The sequence below is a fragment of the Pseudomonas sp. SDI genome, assembly GCF_003105155.1.
Classification (GTDB): Bacteria; Pseudomonadota; Gammaproteobacteria; order Pseudomonadales; family Pseudomonadaceae; genus Aquipseudomonas.
Genome location: NZ_QETK01000011.1, coordinates 1 through 14447, shown reverse-complemented (window position 1 = coordinate 14447; position 14447 = coordinate 1). Strand labels below are relative to the sequence as shown.

At 63.8% G+C, this 14447-nt stretch carries 10 protein-coding genes; 5 read left to right on the top strand and 5 right to left on the bottom strand.

All coding sequences use genetic code 11. The features are described 5' to 3' along the window. Positions 1-133: 133 nt before the first annotated feature. Both DCO48_RS09230 and DCO48_RS09225 read left to right on the top strand, forming a co-directional pair. On the top strand, positions 134-895 hold the full coding sequence (locus tag DCO48_RS09230) for an AraC family transcriptional regulator (protein WP_116550300.1): 762 nt from the start codon (positions 134-136) through the stop codon (positions 893-895). Between the two features lie 153 nt (positions 896-1048). Beyond that, positions 1049-1936, top strand: a complete 888-nt coding sequence (locus DCO48_RS09225; RefSeq protein ID WP_116550299.1) for a DMT family transporter — start codon at positions 1049-1051, stop codon at positions 1934-1936. Between the two features lie 2 nt (positions 1937-1938). Here the strand turns inward: DCO48_RS09225 and DCO48_RS09220 are convergent, their stop codons facing one another. Next, positions 1939-2223 carry a SelT/SelW/SelH family protein gene (locus DCO48_RS09220; RefSeq protein WP_116550298.1) on the bottom strand — a complete coding sequence of 95 codons (285 nt, stop codon included), beginning with the start codon at positions 2221-2223 and terminating at the stop codon, positions 1939-1941. A 69-nt stretch (positions 2224-2292) separates the two neighbouring features. Here DCO48_RS09220 and DCO48_RS09215 point away from each other — a divergent pair, with 69 nt between their 5' ends. Then, positions 2293-4482 carry a patatin-like phospholipase family protein gene (locus DCO48_RS09215; protein ID WP_116550297.1) on the top strand — a complete coding sequence of 730 codons (2190 nt, stop codon included), beginning with the start codon at positions 2293-2295 and terminating at the stop codon, positions 4480-4482. A 6-nt stretch (positions 4483-4488) separates the two neighbouring features. Here DCO48_RS09215 and DCO48_RS09210 read toward each other — a convergent pair whose 3' ends face one another. Continuing rightward, positions 4489-4923 carry a MarR family transcriptional regulator gene (locus tag DCO48_RS09210; protein ID WP_116550296.1) on the bottom strand — a complete coding sequence of 145 codons (435 nt, stop codon included), beginning with the start codon at positions 4921-4923 and terminating at the stop codon, positions 4489-4491. A 119-nt stretch (positions 4924-5042) separates the two neighbouring features. Continuing rightward, positions 5043-7175 carry a DNA helicase RecQ gene (gene recQ / locus DCO48_RS09205; RefSeq protein WP_116550295.1) on the bottom strand — a complete coding sequence of 711 codons (2133 nt, stop codon included), beginning with the start codon at positions 7173-7175 and terminating at the stop codon, positions 5043-5045. A gap of 246 nt (positions 7176-7421) precedes the next feature. On the opposite strand from recQ, the gene DCO48_RS09200 reads away from it, so the two are divergent. Next, positions 7422-8009, top strand: coding sequence for a YecA family protein (locus DCO48_RS09200; protein WP_116550294.1), 588 nt, complete (start codon positions 7422-7424; stop codon positions 8007-8009). A 10-nt stretch (positions 8010-8019) separates the two neighbouring features. Then, positions 8020-8385 (top strand): YbaN family protein, encoded by a 366-nt coding sequence (locus DCO48_RS09195; RefSeq protein WP_116550293.1) that lies wholly within the window; start codon positions 8020-8022, stop codon positions 8383-8385. Positions 8386-8464: 79 nt separating this feature from the next. Here the strand turns inward: DCO48_RS09195 and DCO48_RS22605 are convergent, their stop codons facing one another. Together DCO48_RS22605 and DCO48_RS09185 are read right to left on the bottom strand one after the other, a co-directional pair. Beyond that, positions 8465-8695, bottom strand: coding sequence for a hypothetical protein (locus DCO48_RS22605; protein WP_133247607.1), 231 nt, complete (start codon positions 8693-8695; stop codon positions 8465-8467). A 502-nt stretch (positions 8696-9197) separates the two neighbouring features. Continuing rightward, a partial coding sequence (locus DCO48_RS09185; RefSeq protein WP_116550291.1) for an S-layer family protein occupies positions 9198-14447 on the bottom strand: 5250 nt, incomplete at its 5' end.

The window sequence follows — 14447 nt, the reverse complement described above, 5'->3', positions numbered from 1 at the left end:
AGGCTCCGGTAGGCTTTTGCGCAGCTTGCCGGTCAGCGGTTAAGTGGTTGTGACCGTGCGGTTGCCGCTTGGTGACAGGCTACGAACCGTAGTTGCGCGTTACACTGGCGCCCTGCCCCGCGAGGACCCCAGCATGAGCGCCCACTCGATTCTTTCCCTGCGCCATTACCGCGACGAACTGATTGCGCACACGCACGAGCACCCGCAACTGGTGTTCGGCCTGCGCGGACGGCTGGACTTCGAGCTCGACGGGCGCGGCCTGCGGGTCGACCGTCAGGCGCTGATGGTGGTACCGGCGGGCGCCCACCACACCTGCGGCAGCAGCGCTGGCAGCCATTGCCTGGTGCTCGACGTGCCGCCGGGGCACTGGCTGGCGAATAGCCTGGGCGCCCATGCCGATAGCTGCCAGCGCTTGCTTGACCGCCCTGGCCCGCTGCAGTTGGACCCGCGCCAGCAGCAGTTGGTCGACTGGCTGGCGGCCGGCGAAGTGGCCGACCCGCTGATGGCCGAGCAAGGCGCGGTGCTGCTGCTGGCCAGCCTCAACCAGCGGCCGGCGGCGCTGGCAGCCAAGGGCCTGCCATATGCGGCGTTCGACGCGCATATCGAGCAGTACGCCGCGTATCCGCTGCAGGTCGCCGACCTGGCCCGGCTGGCCGGGCTTTCCGTGGCCCGGCTACATGCGCGGTTTGTCAGCGAGCGCGGCATGACTCCAATGGATTACATCCGCGAGCGCCGTTTACAGCGCGCACGCCAGTTGCTGGAGGCGACACTGCTGCCTATCGGCGAGGTCGCCAACCGGGTGGGCTACAGCTCGCAAAGCGCGTTTGCGGCGGCAATCCTCAAAGCCTTCGGCCGCAGCCCTGGGGCGTTGCGACGCGAGCCTGACGACAATTAACGGGAGTCTGACGACAGACAGGTAGCCGACAAGGCTTTTAAACTGGCTGCATCCAGTCGCGGGACAAGCACGCACCCACAACGGCTCTGAAATTTACTGTGGGAGCAGGCTCGTCCCACGATGAGGCCCGCCCATACCCTTCAAGGCCCCCCCATGAACCACCGCACCGCCCTCGGCGCCCTGCACATCGGCGCGCTGTTCTTTGGCCTGACCGGCGTTTTCGGCAAGCTCGCCCAGACCAGCCCCGGCGTCATCGTGTTCGGCCGCGCGGCCTTCGCCGTGCTCGCCCTCGCCCTCTTCACCGGCATCGCCCGCCAAGGCTGGCAACGCCTGCAGGCACAGGACTGGCGCCGCCTGGCCCTCGGCGGTGGGCTGCTGGCCGGGCACTGGGTGAGCTTCTTCATCGCCGTCAAAGTCGCCGGCGTGGCTATCGCCACCCTCGGCTTTGCCAGCTTCCCGGCCTTTACCGTGCTGCTCGAAGGCCTGCTGTTCCGCGAACGCATCCGCAGCAACGAAGCCATCCTGGTGCTGCTGGTCAGCGTCGGCCTGGTGCTGGTCACCCCAGACTTCGACCTGGCCAGCCAGGCCACCGGCGGGCTGCTCTGGGCCCTGCTCTCGGGGCTACTGTTCTCGCTGCTGTCGCTGACCAACCGCGCCGGCTGCGGACGCCTTCCGGCGGTGCAGGCGGCGCTGTGGCAGAACGCCGTGGTCGCGCTGTGCCTGCTACCGTTCGCCGCCCCGCAACTGGCCGAGGGGCGCCCTCTGGACTGGCTGTGGATCGCCCTGCTCGGGGTGTTCTGTACCGCTGTCGCACACAGCCTGTTCGTCGCCAGCCTGGCGGTGATCAAGGCGCGCACCGCCGCCGTGGTGTTCGCCATGGAGCCGGTCTACGGCATCGCCGTGGCCTGGCTGGTGTTCGCCGAGCAGCCGACGCTACGCATGCTCCTCGGCGGCGTGCTGATCATCCTCGCCATTGTCATCTCCAGCCGCATGGCCGCCAGCCAGGCACCACGCAAGGCGCCGGCCGCCGAAGGCTGTTGAGCTCAAGCGCGGTCGTTGTGGCCGAGGTCGCGCTGCGGGTCGATCTGGTCGCGAACCCGCTGTTTGAGCACCTTGGCCTCGGGGAAACCACCATCGGCCTTGCGCTCCCAGAGCTGCACGCCGTCGCAGGTAATCCGAAAGGCACCGCCGCTGGCCGGTTCCAAAGCCACCCGGGCAAGATCGTCGCCGAACGTGCTGAGCAGTTCCTGGGCCAGCCAGGCAGCGCGCAGCAGCCACTGGCACTGGGTGCAATAGGTGATAACGATTTCTGCTTTCGGCGAACTCATTCGCGTGCACTCTGCTGTGGGAAGGCGCGCTTATACTAGCGGTCTTTCGCCTTTGCTCCGAGTGCCACGATGCAACGCCTGCTGTTGTGCCTGCTGCTGTTCCTCACCTCCTTCACCCTCGCTGCCGCCGAGGCCACCCGGCCCAAGGTCGGCCTGGTGCTGTCTGGCGGCGCGGCCCGCGGCCTGGCGCATATCGGCGTGCTCAAGGCCTTGGAGGAGCAAGGCATCAAGATCGATGCCATCGCCGGCACCAGCATGGGGGCCGTGATTGGTGGCCTGTACGCCTCCGGCTACAAGATCGACGAACTGGAAAAACTCGCCCTGTCGATCGACTGGCAACAGGCGCTGTCCGACGCCCCGCCGCGCAAGGACGTGCCGTTCCGGCGCAAGCAGGACGACCGCGACTTCCTGGTGAAACAGAAGCTGAGCTTTCGCGACGACGGCAGCCTGGGCCTGCCGCTGGGGGTGATCCAGGGACAAAACCTGGCGCTGCTGCTGGAAAGCCTGCTGGCCCACACCAGCGACACCCGCGACTTCGACAAGCTGCCGATCCCCTTCCGCGCCGTGGCCACGGATATCGCCAGCGGCGAAAAAGTGGTGTTCAAGCGCGGCCACCTGCCCCAGGTGATCCGCGCCAGCATGTCGATCCCGGCGGTGTTCGCTCCGGTCGAGCTGGACGGGCGGCTGCTGGTCGATGGCGGCATGGTCGACAACATCCCGCTGGATATCGTCCGGGAAATGGGCGTCGACATTGCTATCGTGGTCGACATCGGTACGCCACTGCGCAACCGCAAGCAACTGGCAACCGTGGTCGACGTGCTCAACCAGTCGATCACCCTGATGACCCGGCGCAACTCCGAGGAGCAGTTGGCCGCGCTGCACCGCGACGACATCCTGATCCAGCCGTCGCTGGCGAGCTTCGGCGTGACCGATTTCGGCCGCGCCACCGAGATGATCGAGGCCGGCTACCGTGCCACCCAGGTACTCGACGCACGCCTGGCCACGCTGCGCCAGCCACAGGGTAGCGCTGGCGAGCTGGCCCAGGCACGCTCGCCGGGCCAGCGTACCCCGGTGATCACCGCGATCCGCATCGAGAACGACTCCAAGGTCAGCGACGATGTCATCCGCTACTACATTCGCCAGCCGCTCGGCGAGCCGCTGGAAATGGACCGCCTGCAAACCGACATGGGCACCCTGTACGGCCTCGACTACTTCGACCGCGTGCAATACCGCGTGGTACACAAGGGCAACGACAATACCCTGGTCATCAATGCCCGCGGCCGCAGCGGCGGCACCGATTACCTGCGCCTGGGCCTGAACCTGTCGGATGACATGCGCGGCGACAGCGCCTTCAACCTCGGCGCCAGCTACCGGGTCAACGGCATCAACCGCCTCGGGGGCGAATGGCTGACCCGCGCGCAGATCGGCGACGAGCAGGAGCTCTACAGCGAGTTCTATCAACCGCTGGATGTCGGTTCGCGCTACTTCGTGGCGCCGTACCTGGCGCTCGGCTCGCAAAATATCGAAGCCACCCTGGACAACGACCCGATTGCCGAATACCGCCTGGAGCGCTACGGCTTCGGCCTGAACGTCGGCCGGCAGATCGGCACCAGCGGTGAAGTGCGCCTGGGCGTCGGTGAAGCCTGGGGCAAGGCGCAGGTGCGGATCGGCGAGCAGGACCTGCCCGACGTCAGCTTCAACGAGGGCTTCTACGAGCTGAAGTATTCCTTCGACACCCTGGACAACGTGTACTTCCCGCACAGTGGCGAAGACATCAACCTGACCCTGCGCCAGTTCGAGCCAAACCTGGGCTCGGACGAACGCTACCGGCAATGGGACCTGACGCTGGACAAGGCGCTGAGCAGTGGGCCGAACACCTGGGTGTTCGGTGGCCGCTACGGGCGCACGCTCGACGATGCCGAGGTGGTGACCTCAAGCTTCGTGCTGGGGGGCGCGCGGCAGTTGTCGGGCTTCCGCCAGAACTCGGTGTCGGGGCAGAACGTCAGCCTGCTGCGGATGGTCTACTACCGTCGCCTGACCCCACGCGCCTACCTGCCGCTGGACTTCCCGCTGTACCTGGGCGGCTCGCTGGAACGCGGCCGCGCCTGGAACAACGACAACGAATTCGACAGCGGCTACATCAATGCTGCGAGCATTTTCGTCGGTTTCGATACACCACTGGGGCCACTGAACTTCAGCTATGGCGTGAACGACGAGGACGAAAAAGCGGTGTACCTGAACCTGGGGCACACCTTCTGAGGTCGATCAGGATTTTTCCAGGTTGGCGAGGATCCGCGCGTGCACCCGCATGCAGGTGCGCAGCTCTTCCTCGTCGACGCCGGTGAACAGCTCGACGCGCAAGGCGTTGGCGATGGTTTCGATCTGCTCGATCAACGGTTTGGCCGGTGGGCAGAGCAAGATTTTTTTCGCCCGGCGGTCTTCCAGTACCGCCTGACGGCGGACCAGGCCCTGGGCTTCGAGGCTGTCGAGCAAACGGGCCAGGGTTGGCCCCTCTACCCCGACGCTTTGCGCCAGCTCGCGCTGGGTGGGGGCTTCATCGAAACGGGCCAGGTGCAGCAGCACCAGCCAGCGCGCCTGGGACAGGTTCAGCCCGGCCAGGCGGCGGTCCAGTTCGGCACGCCAGCCACGCGACATGTGGGCCAACTGCATCCCGAAGCGGTGTTGATCGGTCAACGGCATAGGTAACTCATCATCAGATCTAATTAATAGGCAGCTAACCATGCCGTTGCACTCTAGGCAAGACGCCTGCCCATGGCGTTTGTCGCGCAATTGTTAGAAATGATGGCTGTGAGGAACCCTTACATCTCGAATTCGGCCGCCAGTGCCGCCCGCACGCAGTACAGCACGCCCTCTGGCACGCGCGCGCCGAACTGCGCGGCGATGGCCGAAACCGGTGGCAGCTCGCCTTCGCCGTCGAGGAAAGCGTCCTGGATTTCGCCCATCAGCGCCTCCGGCAGGTCGAGCGCCTGGTCCAGCGCCAGTTGCTGACGGCCAATGGCTTCGGCGAGCAGGCTGTAGACGTTCTTTTCACTGCAATTGAGCTGCCCGGCGATCTGCAGCGGGGTCATCCCGGCGCGGGCCAGGCTGATCAGTTCGTGGCGCAGGTCGGTAACCAGCGCCTCGACCTTGGCCTCGCCGCCAAGCACTTCGAGGAAGGCCTGGCCATAACGCTCCAGCTTGCGCGCACCGACGCCGCTGACGCTGGCCATGTCGCTAAGGCTGCTGGGCTGGCTGCGGAGCATTTCCAGCAGCGTCGAGTCGGGGAAGATGACATACGGCGGCACACCATGCTCTTCGGCCAGCTTGCGCCGTAGCGCGCGCAGGGCGTCCCACTGTTCGCGCTCTTCGCCACGTACCAGCTGGCTGGCCGGGCTGCCGGAACTGCTGCTCTTGCTGCTGGTTTGCGGCTTGAGGTCGCGACGCAGTTCCAGGGTTACTTCACCGCGCAGCAGTGGCCGGCAGCTGTCGGACAGGCGCAGGCCGCCGTAGCCCTCCAGATCGATATCGGCCAGGCCACGGGCCACCAACTGACGGAACAGTGAACGCCACTCAGCCTCGGCACGGCTTTTGCCGACGCCATACACGGCGAGTTTCTCGTGTCCGAAGTTACGGATTTTTTCGTTGTCCTTGCCCAGCAGTACATCCACCAGATGGCCGACGCCGTAGCGCTGACCGGTGCGGTAGATGGCCGACAGCGCCTGACGCGCGGGCTCGGTGGCGTCCCAGGTTTGCACGCCGTCGACGCAGTTGTCGCAATGGCCGCAGGGCTGCGGCAGTTCTTCATCAAAGTAGTTGAGCAGGGTTTGCCGGCGGCAACGGGTTTCTTCGCAGAGCGCGAGCATGGCGTCGAGCTTATGCTGCTCGATGCGCTTGTGCCGCTCGTCACCTTCGGAGTTCTGCAGCATCTGCTTGAGCATCACCATGTCCTGCAGGCCGTAGGCCATCCAGGCATCCGAGGGCAGGCCGTCACGGCCGGCGCGACCGGTTTCCTGGTAATAGGCTTCAAGCGACTTGGGCAGGTCGAGGTGAGCGACGAAGCGCACGTTGGGCTTGTCGATGCCCATGCCGAAGGCGATGGTGGCGACCATGATCAGGCCTTCCTCGTTGAGGAAGCGGCGCTGGTTCGAGGCGCGGGTTTCGGCCGGCAGCCCGGCGTGATACGGCAGTGCCGGGTAGCCCTGCTCGCAGAGGAACGCGGCGACGTCGTCGACCTTCTTGCGCGACAGGCAATAAACGATGCCGGCGTTGCCGCGGCGCTCGCTGAGGAATGCCAGCAACTGCTTGCGCGGCTGTTCCTTGGGCACGATGCGGTAGAAGATGTTCGGCCGGTCGAAACTCGACAGGAAGCGCTCGGCGTCGTGCAGGTGCAGGCGGTTGACGATTTCTTCGCGGGTGCGCATGTCCGCCGTGGCGGTCAGGGCGATCCGTGGCACCTGCGGGAACAGTTCGGCCAGTTGGCCCAGTTGCAGGTATTCGGGGCGGAAGTCGTGGCCCCATTGCGATACGCAGTGGGCTTCGTCGATGGCGAACAGGGCGATGTCGAGTTCGCGCAGGAAGTCGAGCATGCGCGGTTGTACCAGGCGTTCCGGGGCCAGATACAGCATTTTCAGCTCGCCGCGACGGATGCGCCCGGCCAGCTCGCGCTGCTGTTCGGCGCTGAGCGTGGAGTTCAGCGAAGCGGCAGCCACACCCAGTTCGTCGAGGGTGGCGACCTGATCTTCCATCAGTGCGATAAGGGGAGAAACCACCACCGCCAGGCCCTCGCGCAGCAGCGCCGGAACCTGGAAGCACAACGACTTGCCGCCGCCGGTGGGCATCAGGACCAGCGCGTCGCCGCCCTTGGCCACGCGTTCGATGATCGCGCCCTGGCGACCCCGGAAGCTGTCGTAGCCGAAGATGTCCTTGAGGACGCGCTGAGCCTGTTCGAGCATAAAAACTCCATAAATCGCAAAACCATCCTGGCCACAGGCTGGATGAAAACCTTCCCCGCTACACCTGAAAATGCGTAAACGGCTTTTACCGGGCCGGCCTCTGCGGCACGACCGGGCACAAAAGGCCGGCAGTATACCCGAGCGTTGCGCTATGCAGGGCGCTCTGCGATAGGCGTCATCCTTTGCCTTGCAGGTGCTGCAAGATGCTAGAATTCGTTCATCGTTTATTCCCAAGGTAGCCCTGTAATGTCCTTCGCTGAGCAATTGACCCGCCTGCAAGCCTTCCTCGACGCCGACGAGCTGCACGAGGAAGCGCTGGACTACGTTGCCGCCCACGGCTACCTGACCGCTTTGTCGATTGGTGCCGAGGCCGTTCCCGAGCGCGAATGGATCGATGCCCTGTTCGCCGAAGCCCCGCATTACAAGGACGACGCACAGCGTGAAGAGATCGAAGCCACGCTGATCCAGCTCAAGGCGCACATTGCCCGTCAGTTGGCCAGCGACGAGGAGTTCGAGCTGCCGTGCGACCTGGACCTGGGCGACGAGCCGGACGACTCCGACCTGCGCGGCTGGTGCATCGGCTTCATGGAAGGCGTATTCATGCGTGAAGAGGCCTGGTTCGAGACGGCCGAAGACGAAGTCAGCGAGATGCTGCTGCCGATCATGGTGGGTTCGGGTCTGTTCGATGAGCAGCCGGAGTTCGAAGACATCGCCAAGGATGCCAACCTGATGGACGACATGATCGTGCAGATTCCGGAGGCGCTGACCGCGCTGTACCTGCTGCTGCACGCGCCAGACGAGAAGCCAGCACTGCTCAAGCCGCGTCACCACTGAGTTTGCGGCGGTGCGCTACCTGCTGCTGGCAATCGGCTGGCTCAGCGTCGCGCTTGGGGTGATCGGTATTTTCCTGCCGGTGTTGCCGACCACCCCGTTCCTGCTATTGGCCGCTGCGTGTTTTGCACGTAGCTCGCCACGCTTTCACCACTGGCTGGTGAACCATCCGAAGCTTGGCCCATGGATTCGCGACTACCTCAGTGGCGAAGGGATTCCACTCAAGGGCAAGGTTTACGCTATTGGGCTGATGTGGTTGAGCATTGGCTTTTCCTGTTATCTGGTGCCGTTGCCGTGGGCTCGCGGGTTCATGCTGACCAGCGCAGTGCTGGTGACAATCTATATCCTGCGGCAGAAGACGTTGCGGCGGCCTTCCTGAGGCGCGACCTGGATTTTCCGGGATTTGCTCTATGGGGCGCTGGCAATACTCTGTGCTCTGCGGTGTTCTGGCTTGTTCGTCAACGTGGTTCCGGAGGCGCACTGAACGATGCCTGGACCAGCTCGGCAGCTACTTCGACCTGAAAGATCGCAGCGCGAACCAATGTCATGCTGGGCGTATCAGGGTTGACTGCCTGTTTGGCAATATTAACGGCGCAATTCAGATGCTCAGCAGCATGAGCCAGAGCCTCTGTACGAGACAAACCACGGCGTACACTGAGTACAGGGGGATCGGGGACGCGTTTTTTCATGGCGGATTCCTGTAACTAATGGAACTGCCACGGATTCGCTGTCAAACAAATGGGTGGCAGCTATACGCGGGTTGACAGACCAGGGGATACAGGAAACCCGGCGCACACGGATGTGCCCCACGCACAGCTGCCATAAAGCGAGCTGATGCGGTGCTTGTATCCTATTCGGTCTGTCAAAACCGGCCGCTGATTTGCCAGCGACCGCCGAAGACTAGGTGCGGACCAGATAGGACGCAATGGCGCAAAGTATGCTTGGGAAATGGACTACATGGAATTAGGAAACCCCAATCCGACTTGTAGGATACTGCCGAACACAGCTGTTGATCTTGATCCACCTGCCCCGTTAACCCGAGGCCGAGTGGAGCCTGCGATCTGTGGGGTGAGGCCCAAGGTGAAGTGGCCTCGCTCACTGAGATAAAGAGCATCGCCGGCAAGGCTGGCCCCCATGGTGCAGAGCCAGCTCCCAACGTTGCGGGAGCTGGCTACCCTAGCGATCCCCGCCTTACACCGTATCAACTTTCAACGAATGATCATTCAGCATGCCATTAATGATCGTCGCCGTATCCTGGCCTGCCGCAATCACCCCACCGGCCCCGGCGGTCACCCCGTAGTGCTGAGCCAGGTCCACCCCGGCCAGGTCGATCGTCTGGGTCGGCGCGGCCCCCGCCACGGCACTCACCTCGATGGTGGAAACCACACTGGCCCCACTCCCCGTCACCTTGAAGTGCAGATAATCATCCAGCGACGCGGTCGTCGTGTTCTCCCCTTGCAGCAGTTGCGACAGATCCAGCCGATCCGTTCCGGGGGTGAAATCGGTCACCACATCATGCCCATTGTTGCCCTGCTGCCAGAGGAAGGTATCTGCCCCCGCCCCGCCGGTCAGGGTGTTATCGCCCAGCCCGCCGATCAGCGTGTCCTCCCCGCCCCCGCCCACCAGCGTGTCGTTGCCTTTGCCGCCCATCAACAGGTTGGCGTTGTTGTCCCCGGTCAATGTGTCGTTATAGTCCGAGCCGATCAGGTTCTCGATCGACACCAGGGTGTCCAGCCCGCCACCACCGGTGTTCTGCTGCCCGGCGAGATTCAGGTTGACCGTCACCGCAGTCGCCGCACTGGCATAGCTGGCGGTATCGATGCCCGCCCCACCGTCAAGCAGGTCGTTCCCCAAGCCACCAATCAACAGGTCGTTGCCATCGCCGCCGTACAGCGAATCGTTGCCACTGCCCCCCACCAGCACATCGTTGCCATCGCCAGCGTTGAGCGTGGTCGCTGTGTTGCCGGCAATCAACGTGTCGTCATGGCTAGTACCGGTCAGTACGCTGCCCGCCTGGTAACTGATGTCCACCGCACCGGAGCCAGTGCCGCCATGGCCATCGCTGACGGTGTAGGTGCCGTTGTACTGCGGCGTGTCATCCTGCGCCCCGGCATAGTTGATGCTCATGGTCAGCTGGTAGTTCTCGGCGTTGCTGGTGTTGCCGCCACTGGTGTTGACCTGGTTGATCAGGTGAATGGTGTACACCCCGTCATGCGCGGCGGTGAAGCTGCCGCCATCAGCGATGGTCTGGTAGCTGCCGCCGGCATCCTTCCACTCCATCAGCAGGTTGTTGGACGCTGCCAGGTTGTGATCCAGGGTCAGTTTCTCGCCCGCCTTGAGGGTGACCGTGATCAGGTCCTCGTCGTTGGCGTTGGCGTTGCTCACCGCGCCCAGGTAACCGGCCACTACCACCGCCGCGGTCATCGACGCCGCCGTGCCGGTGAACGCGCTGCGCGCAACGCCCAACTGCTGGTTGGCCAGCACGTTGTTGGTCCCGCTGAAGGTAATGGTCGGCGTGCTGCTGCCCACCGTGAAGTCCGCCCCGCGCGCCGCCCAGCCGGTGTTGAAGGTGATCGGCGCGGCTGTCAGGCGATCGTTGTTGGCATCGCTGTCGTTGGCCAGCAACGCTTCGGCCGGCACCGTAATGCTGCCCGACAGGATGTTGGTGATGACATGATCGGCACCCGCCACTGGCGCGGCGTTGGAGTACACATTGATCGCCAAGGTGGCACTGCTGGTGTCGCCATCGTTGTCGCTGACCACGAAGCCGATCTGCTCGATCTGATTGCTGCCGCTGTCCTTCGGCGGTGTGTAGGTAAATTCGCCGGTATCCATGTCGACCACAATGCTGCCACCCATGGCGGTCTTCACCGTGATGCTGTTGGTGCCGGTGTCGAATACGCCAAGGTCGGCGCCGCCGCTGAAACTGTAGGCACCCTGCCCGGCATTGCCCTTCGGATCGTAGGTGTAGGTGGCACCGTCGATCACCAGCGACTTGATGAACCCACCATCGGCGCCAAACACCCCGCCACTCATCAGGCTGCCAGTGATCGGCGCGCCCTGCACCGTGCCCGACAGCACCGAATTGAGCTGGTTGAGGTCGGTAACGATGGTCGCATTGGTGTCGGTGTGGGTACTGCCGTCATAGGCCAGCGGGTTCAGGTTGCCGGCATTCACACCGCTGCCCAGGCCAATGGCATAGGACTTGATCCCGTTGCTATCAAGGAAGGTTTCCCACTGGGTTTCCCGCACTGCAGTAATCGAGTGGCCCGAGGTCGGCTCACCGTCGGAGAAGAAGTAGACGATGTTCTGCGCCCCGGTAATCTTGCCGCCAGTGGTGTAGGCGCTTTGCGCCGAGTTGATCGCCGAGTCGTAGTAGGTCGAACCGCCGGCACTCAGGCCATTGACCAGGGTCTTGGCCTGATCGACGGTCAGCCACACCGCCGATGGCGCATTGGCACCGCTTGAGAAGGTGACGATCTGCACCTTCACATCACCCATGTCGTCGTACTTGTCGAGCAGCGCATTGATCGCCTGCTTGGCCAATTGCAAACGCGTCAGGCCGGGCACGCCGGAAGCGTCGTTCATGCTGCCGGACACGTCGATGACCAGCAGCAGGTTCGAATCCACCTGCCCCGGCGTCACCGAGCGCTGCGCATCGACTGCCTTCGGCACATCGTCGACGATATTGATGACGATGGTGCTTTGCGAGGTGTTGCCCAGGGCGTCGGTAGCCTTGTAGGTAAAGGTTTCGGTCAGCACGTTCGGCCCGTCGTTCGGGCTGCCCGGGGTTTTCGGCGCCGAGCTCAGGGTGTAGGTGTAGGTGCCGTTGGGGTTGAGTTGCAGTTGCCCGTAGGCACCCGCCGCGTTACTCACCAGGCTGTAGCTGAGCGCACCGGAACCACCGGTAACCGCCCCCACCAGGGTGCCGCTGGCCGTTTCGCCAGTATTGCCCGGATCACTGCCAGTGACGGTACCGGCCGCCAGGTCGAGACCATCCTTGTTCAGGTCCAGGGCTTTTTCGTACACAGTGATGTCGTTGTCTGGGCTGGCGACCGGCGAGCTATCCTGCACGTTGATGGTCAGCGTGGTGGTGTTTTCGTCGCCATCGGCATCGCGGATGGTGTAGGTGAATACGTCCTGCGCACCGGGCGGGGCCACCGAGTTCGGGTTGGCGTGGTAGGTGGCGTTACCGGCGGCATCCAGCACCAGGGTACCGAAACTGCCGGCGACGCTACTGTTCACCGAGCCGCTGGCCGAGGCGAAGGTGCCGGCGCGCACGCCAACCACTACGTTGTTGCCGGGGTCGTCGGCGCCCTTGGTGTCGTTGCTCAGCACGTTGAGCACCACGGTGCCGCCTTCAAGCACCGAGCCGCTGTCGGCGCGCGCCGTTGGGACGTCGTCGACGATGGTCACATCGAGGCTGCCGCTGGCGTTGCTGCCGTCGCTGTCCACCGCGTTGACGGTGAAGCTTTCGGTCAGGTTGTTGATGCCGTTACCGCTCGGGTGCGCTTCGTTATCCAGCAGTTTGTAGGAATAGCTCACCACGCCGGTCGTGGCGTTGTAGCCAGTAACCGTCAGGGTGTTGCCGAGCAAGGTGGTGACCGACTGCGGGAAGCCGTTGACCACCCCGCCACTGACCACGCTGATACCGCCCACGGTGAGGGTTTGCAGGCCATCGGGCGCCGACACGGTAAAGGTCCCGGTCTGGGTCAGCGCCCCGGTGTTCGGGCTGCTGCCGTCGCTGAGGTTCTTCTCGAACACGGTCAGCTCGCCGCCGTTGACGTTCAGGCCATTCAGGGTGACCGGATCGTTGAGGTTGCTGACCTTCAGCACCAGGTTGGCGGTGCTGACATCGCCGTCGGCGTCGGTCAGGGTGTAGCTGAAGGTCTCGGTTCCGTTGCCACCACCGTGCAGGTCATAAAACGCCTGCCCGGCCGGGTTGAGGGTGTAGGTGTAGGCACCATTCGCCGCCAGGACCAGGGTGCCGTAGGTACCGGTGAAGGTACCAGCCGTGATCGGGCCAGAGGTGACGCGATCCGCACCTTGGGTATCGTTGGTCAGCACATTGCCGGTGAGGGTCAATTGCTGCTCGGTCGCAGTCGTCGCGTTGCTATCGGCCACGGCCGTCGGTACATCGTCGACGATGGTCACGTCGAGGCTACCGCTGGTGTTGCTGCCGTCTGTGTCCACCGCGTTGACGGTGAAGCTTTCGGTCAGGTTATTGATGCCGTTGGCCGTTGGGTGCCCTTCGTTGTCCAGCAGGGAGTAGGTGTAGGTCACCACGCCGGTCGTGGCGTTGTAACCGGTTACCATCAGGGTGTTGCCGAGCACAGTAGTGACCGACTGTGGGAAGCCGTTGGCCACCCCGCCACTAACCACGCTGATGCCACCAACGGTGAGGGTTTGCAGGCCATCGGGCGCCGACACGGTAAAGGTCCCGGTCTGGGTCAGCGACCCGGTGTTCGGGCTGCTGCCGTCACTGAGGTTCTTCTCGTAGACGATCAGTTCGCCGCCGTTGACGTTCAGGCCATTCAGGGTCACCGCGTCGTTGAGGTTGCTGATGTTCAGCACCAGGTTGGCGGTGCTGACATCACCGTCGGCGTCGGTCAGGGTGTAGCTGAAGGTCTCGATGCCGTTGCCGCCGCCATGCAGGTCATAAAACGCCTGCCCGGCCGGGTTGAGGGTGTAGGTGTAGGAACCATCCGCCGCCAGGACCAGGGTGCCGTAGGTACCGCTGAAGGTGCCGGCCGTGATCGGGCCAGAGGTGACGCGATCCGCACCTTGGATATCGTTGGTCAGCACGTTGCCGGTGACGGTCAGTTGCTGCTCGGTAGCAGTCGTCGCGTTGCTATCGGCGACCGCCGTCGGCGTGTCATCAACGATGTTCACATCGATGCTACCGCTGGCGCTGCTGCCATCGGTGTCGGTGGCAACCACCGCAAAGCTTTCGCCGAGGCTGTTGGCACCGTTGGCGTTCGGGTGCGCCTCGTTATCCAGCAAGGTGTAGGTGTAAGTGACTACGCCGGTCGCCGGATTGTAGCCAGTGATGGTCAGGGTGTTGCCCAGACCGCTGGTAGCCGATTGCGGGAAGCCATTGGCCACCCCGCCACTGACCACGCTGATACCGCCCACGGTCAAGGTCTGCAAACCATCCGGGGCGTTGATCGTGAAAGTACCGCTCTGCGTCAGTGCTGGCGTGTCCGGGTTGCTGCCGTCACCAAGGTTCTTCTCGAACACGGTCAGCTCGCCGCCGTTGACGTTGAGACCGTCGAGCGTCACCGCGTCGTTGAGGTTGCTGATGTTCAGCACCAGGTTGGCGGTGCTGACATCACCGTCGGCGTCGGTCAGGGTGTAGCTGAAGGTCTCGATGCCGTTGCCGCCGCCATGCAGGTCATAAAACGCCTGCCCGGCCGGGTTGAGGGTGTAGGTGTAGGAACC

What these genes read in the sequence shown, in the direction of transcription:
- DCO48_RS22605 (WP_133247607.1), bottom strand. Translation starts at nt 8,695, where the DNA reads ATGAAAAAACGCGTCCCCGATCCCCCTGTACTCAGTGTACGCCGTGGT.
- DCO48_RS09220 (WP_116550298.1), bottom strand. Translation starts at nt 2,223, where the DNA reads ATGAGTTCGCCGAAAGCAGAAATCGTTATCACCTATTGCACCCAGTGC.
- DCO48_RS09210 (WP_116550296.1), bottom strand. Translation starts at nt 4,923, where the DNA reads ATGCCGTTGACCGATCAACACCGCTTCGGGATGCAGTTGGCCCACATG.
- DCO48_RS09200 (WP_116550294.1), top strand. Translation starts at nt 7,422, where the DNA reads ATGTCCTTCGCTGAGCAATTGACCCGCCTGCAAGCCTTCCTCGACGCC.
- DCO48_RS09230 (WP_116550300.1), top strand. Translation starts at nt 134, where the DNA reads ATGAGCGCCCACTCGATTCTTTCCCTGCGCCATTACCGCGACGAACTG.
- DCO48_RS09215 (WP_116550297.1), top strand. Translation starts at nt 2,293, where the DNA reads ATGCAACGCCTGCTGTTGTGCCTGCTGCTGTTCCTCACCTCCTTCACC.
- recQ (WP_116550295.1), bottom strand. Translation starts at nt 7,175, where the DNA reads ATGCTCGAACAGGCTCAGCGCGTCCTCAAGGACATCTTCGGCTACGAC.
- DCO48_RS09225 (WP_116550299.1), top strand. Translation starts at nt 1,049, where the DNA reads ATGAACCACCGCACCGCCCTCGGCGCCCTGCACATCGGCGCGCTGTTC.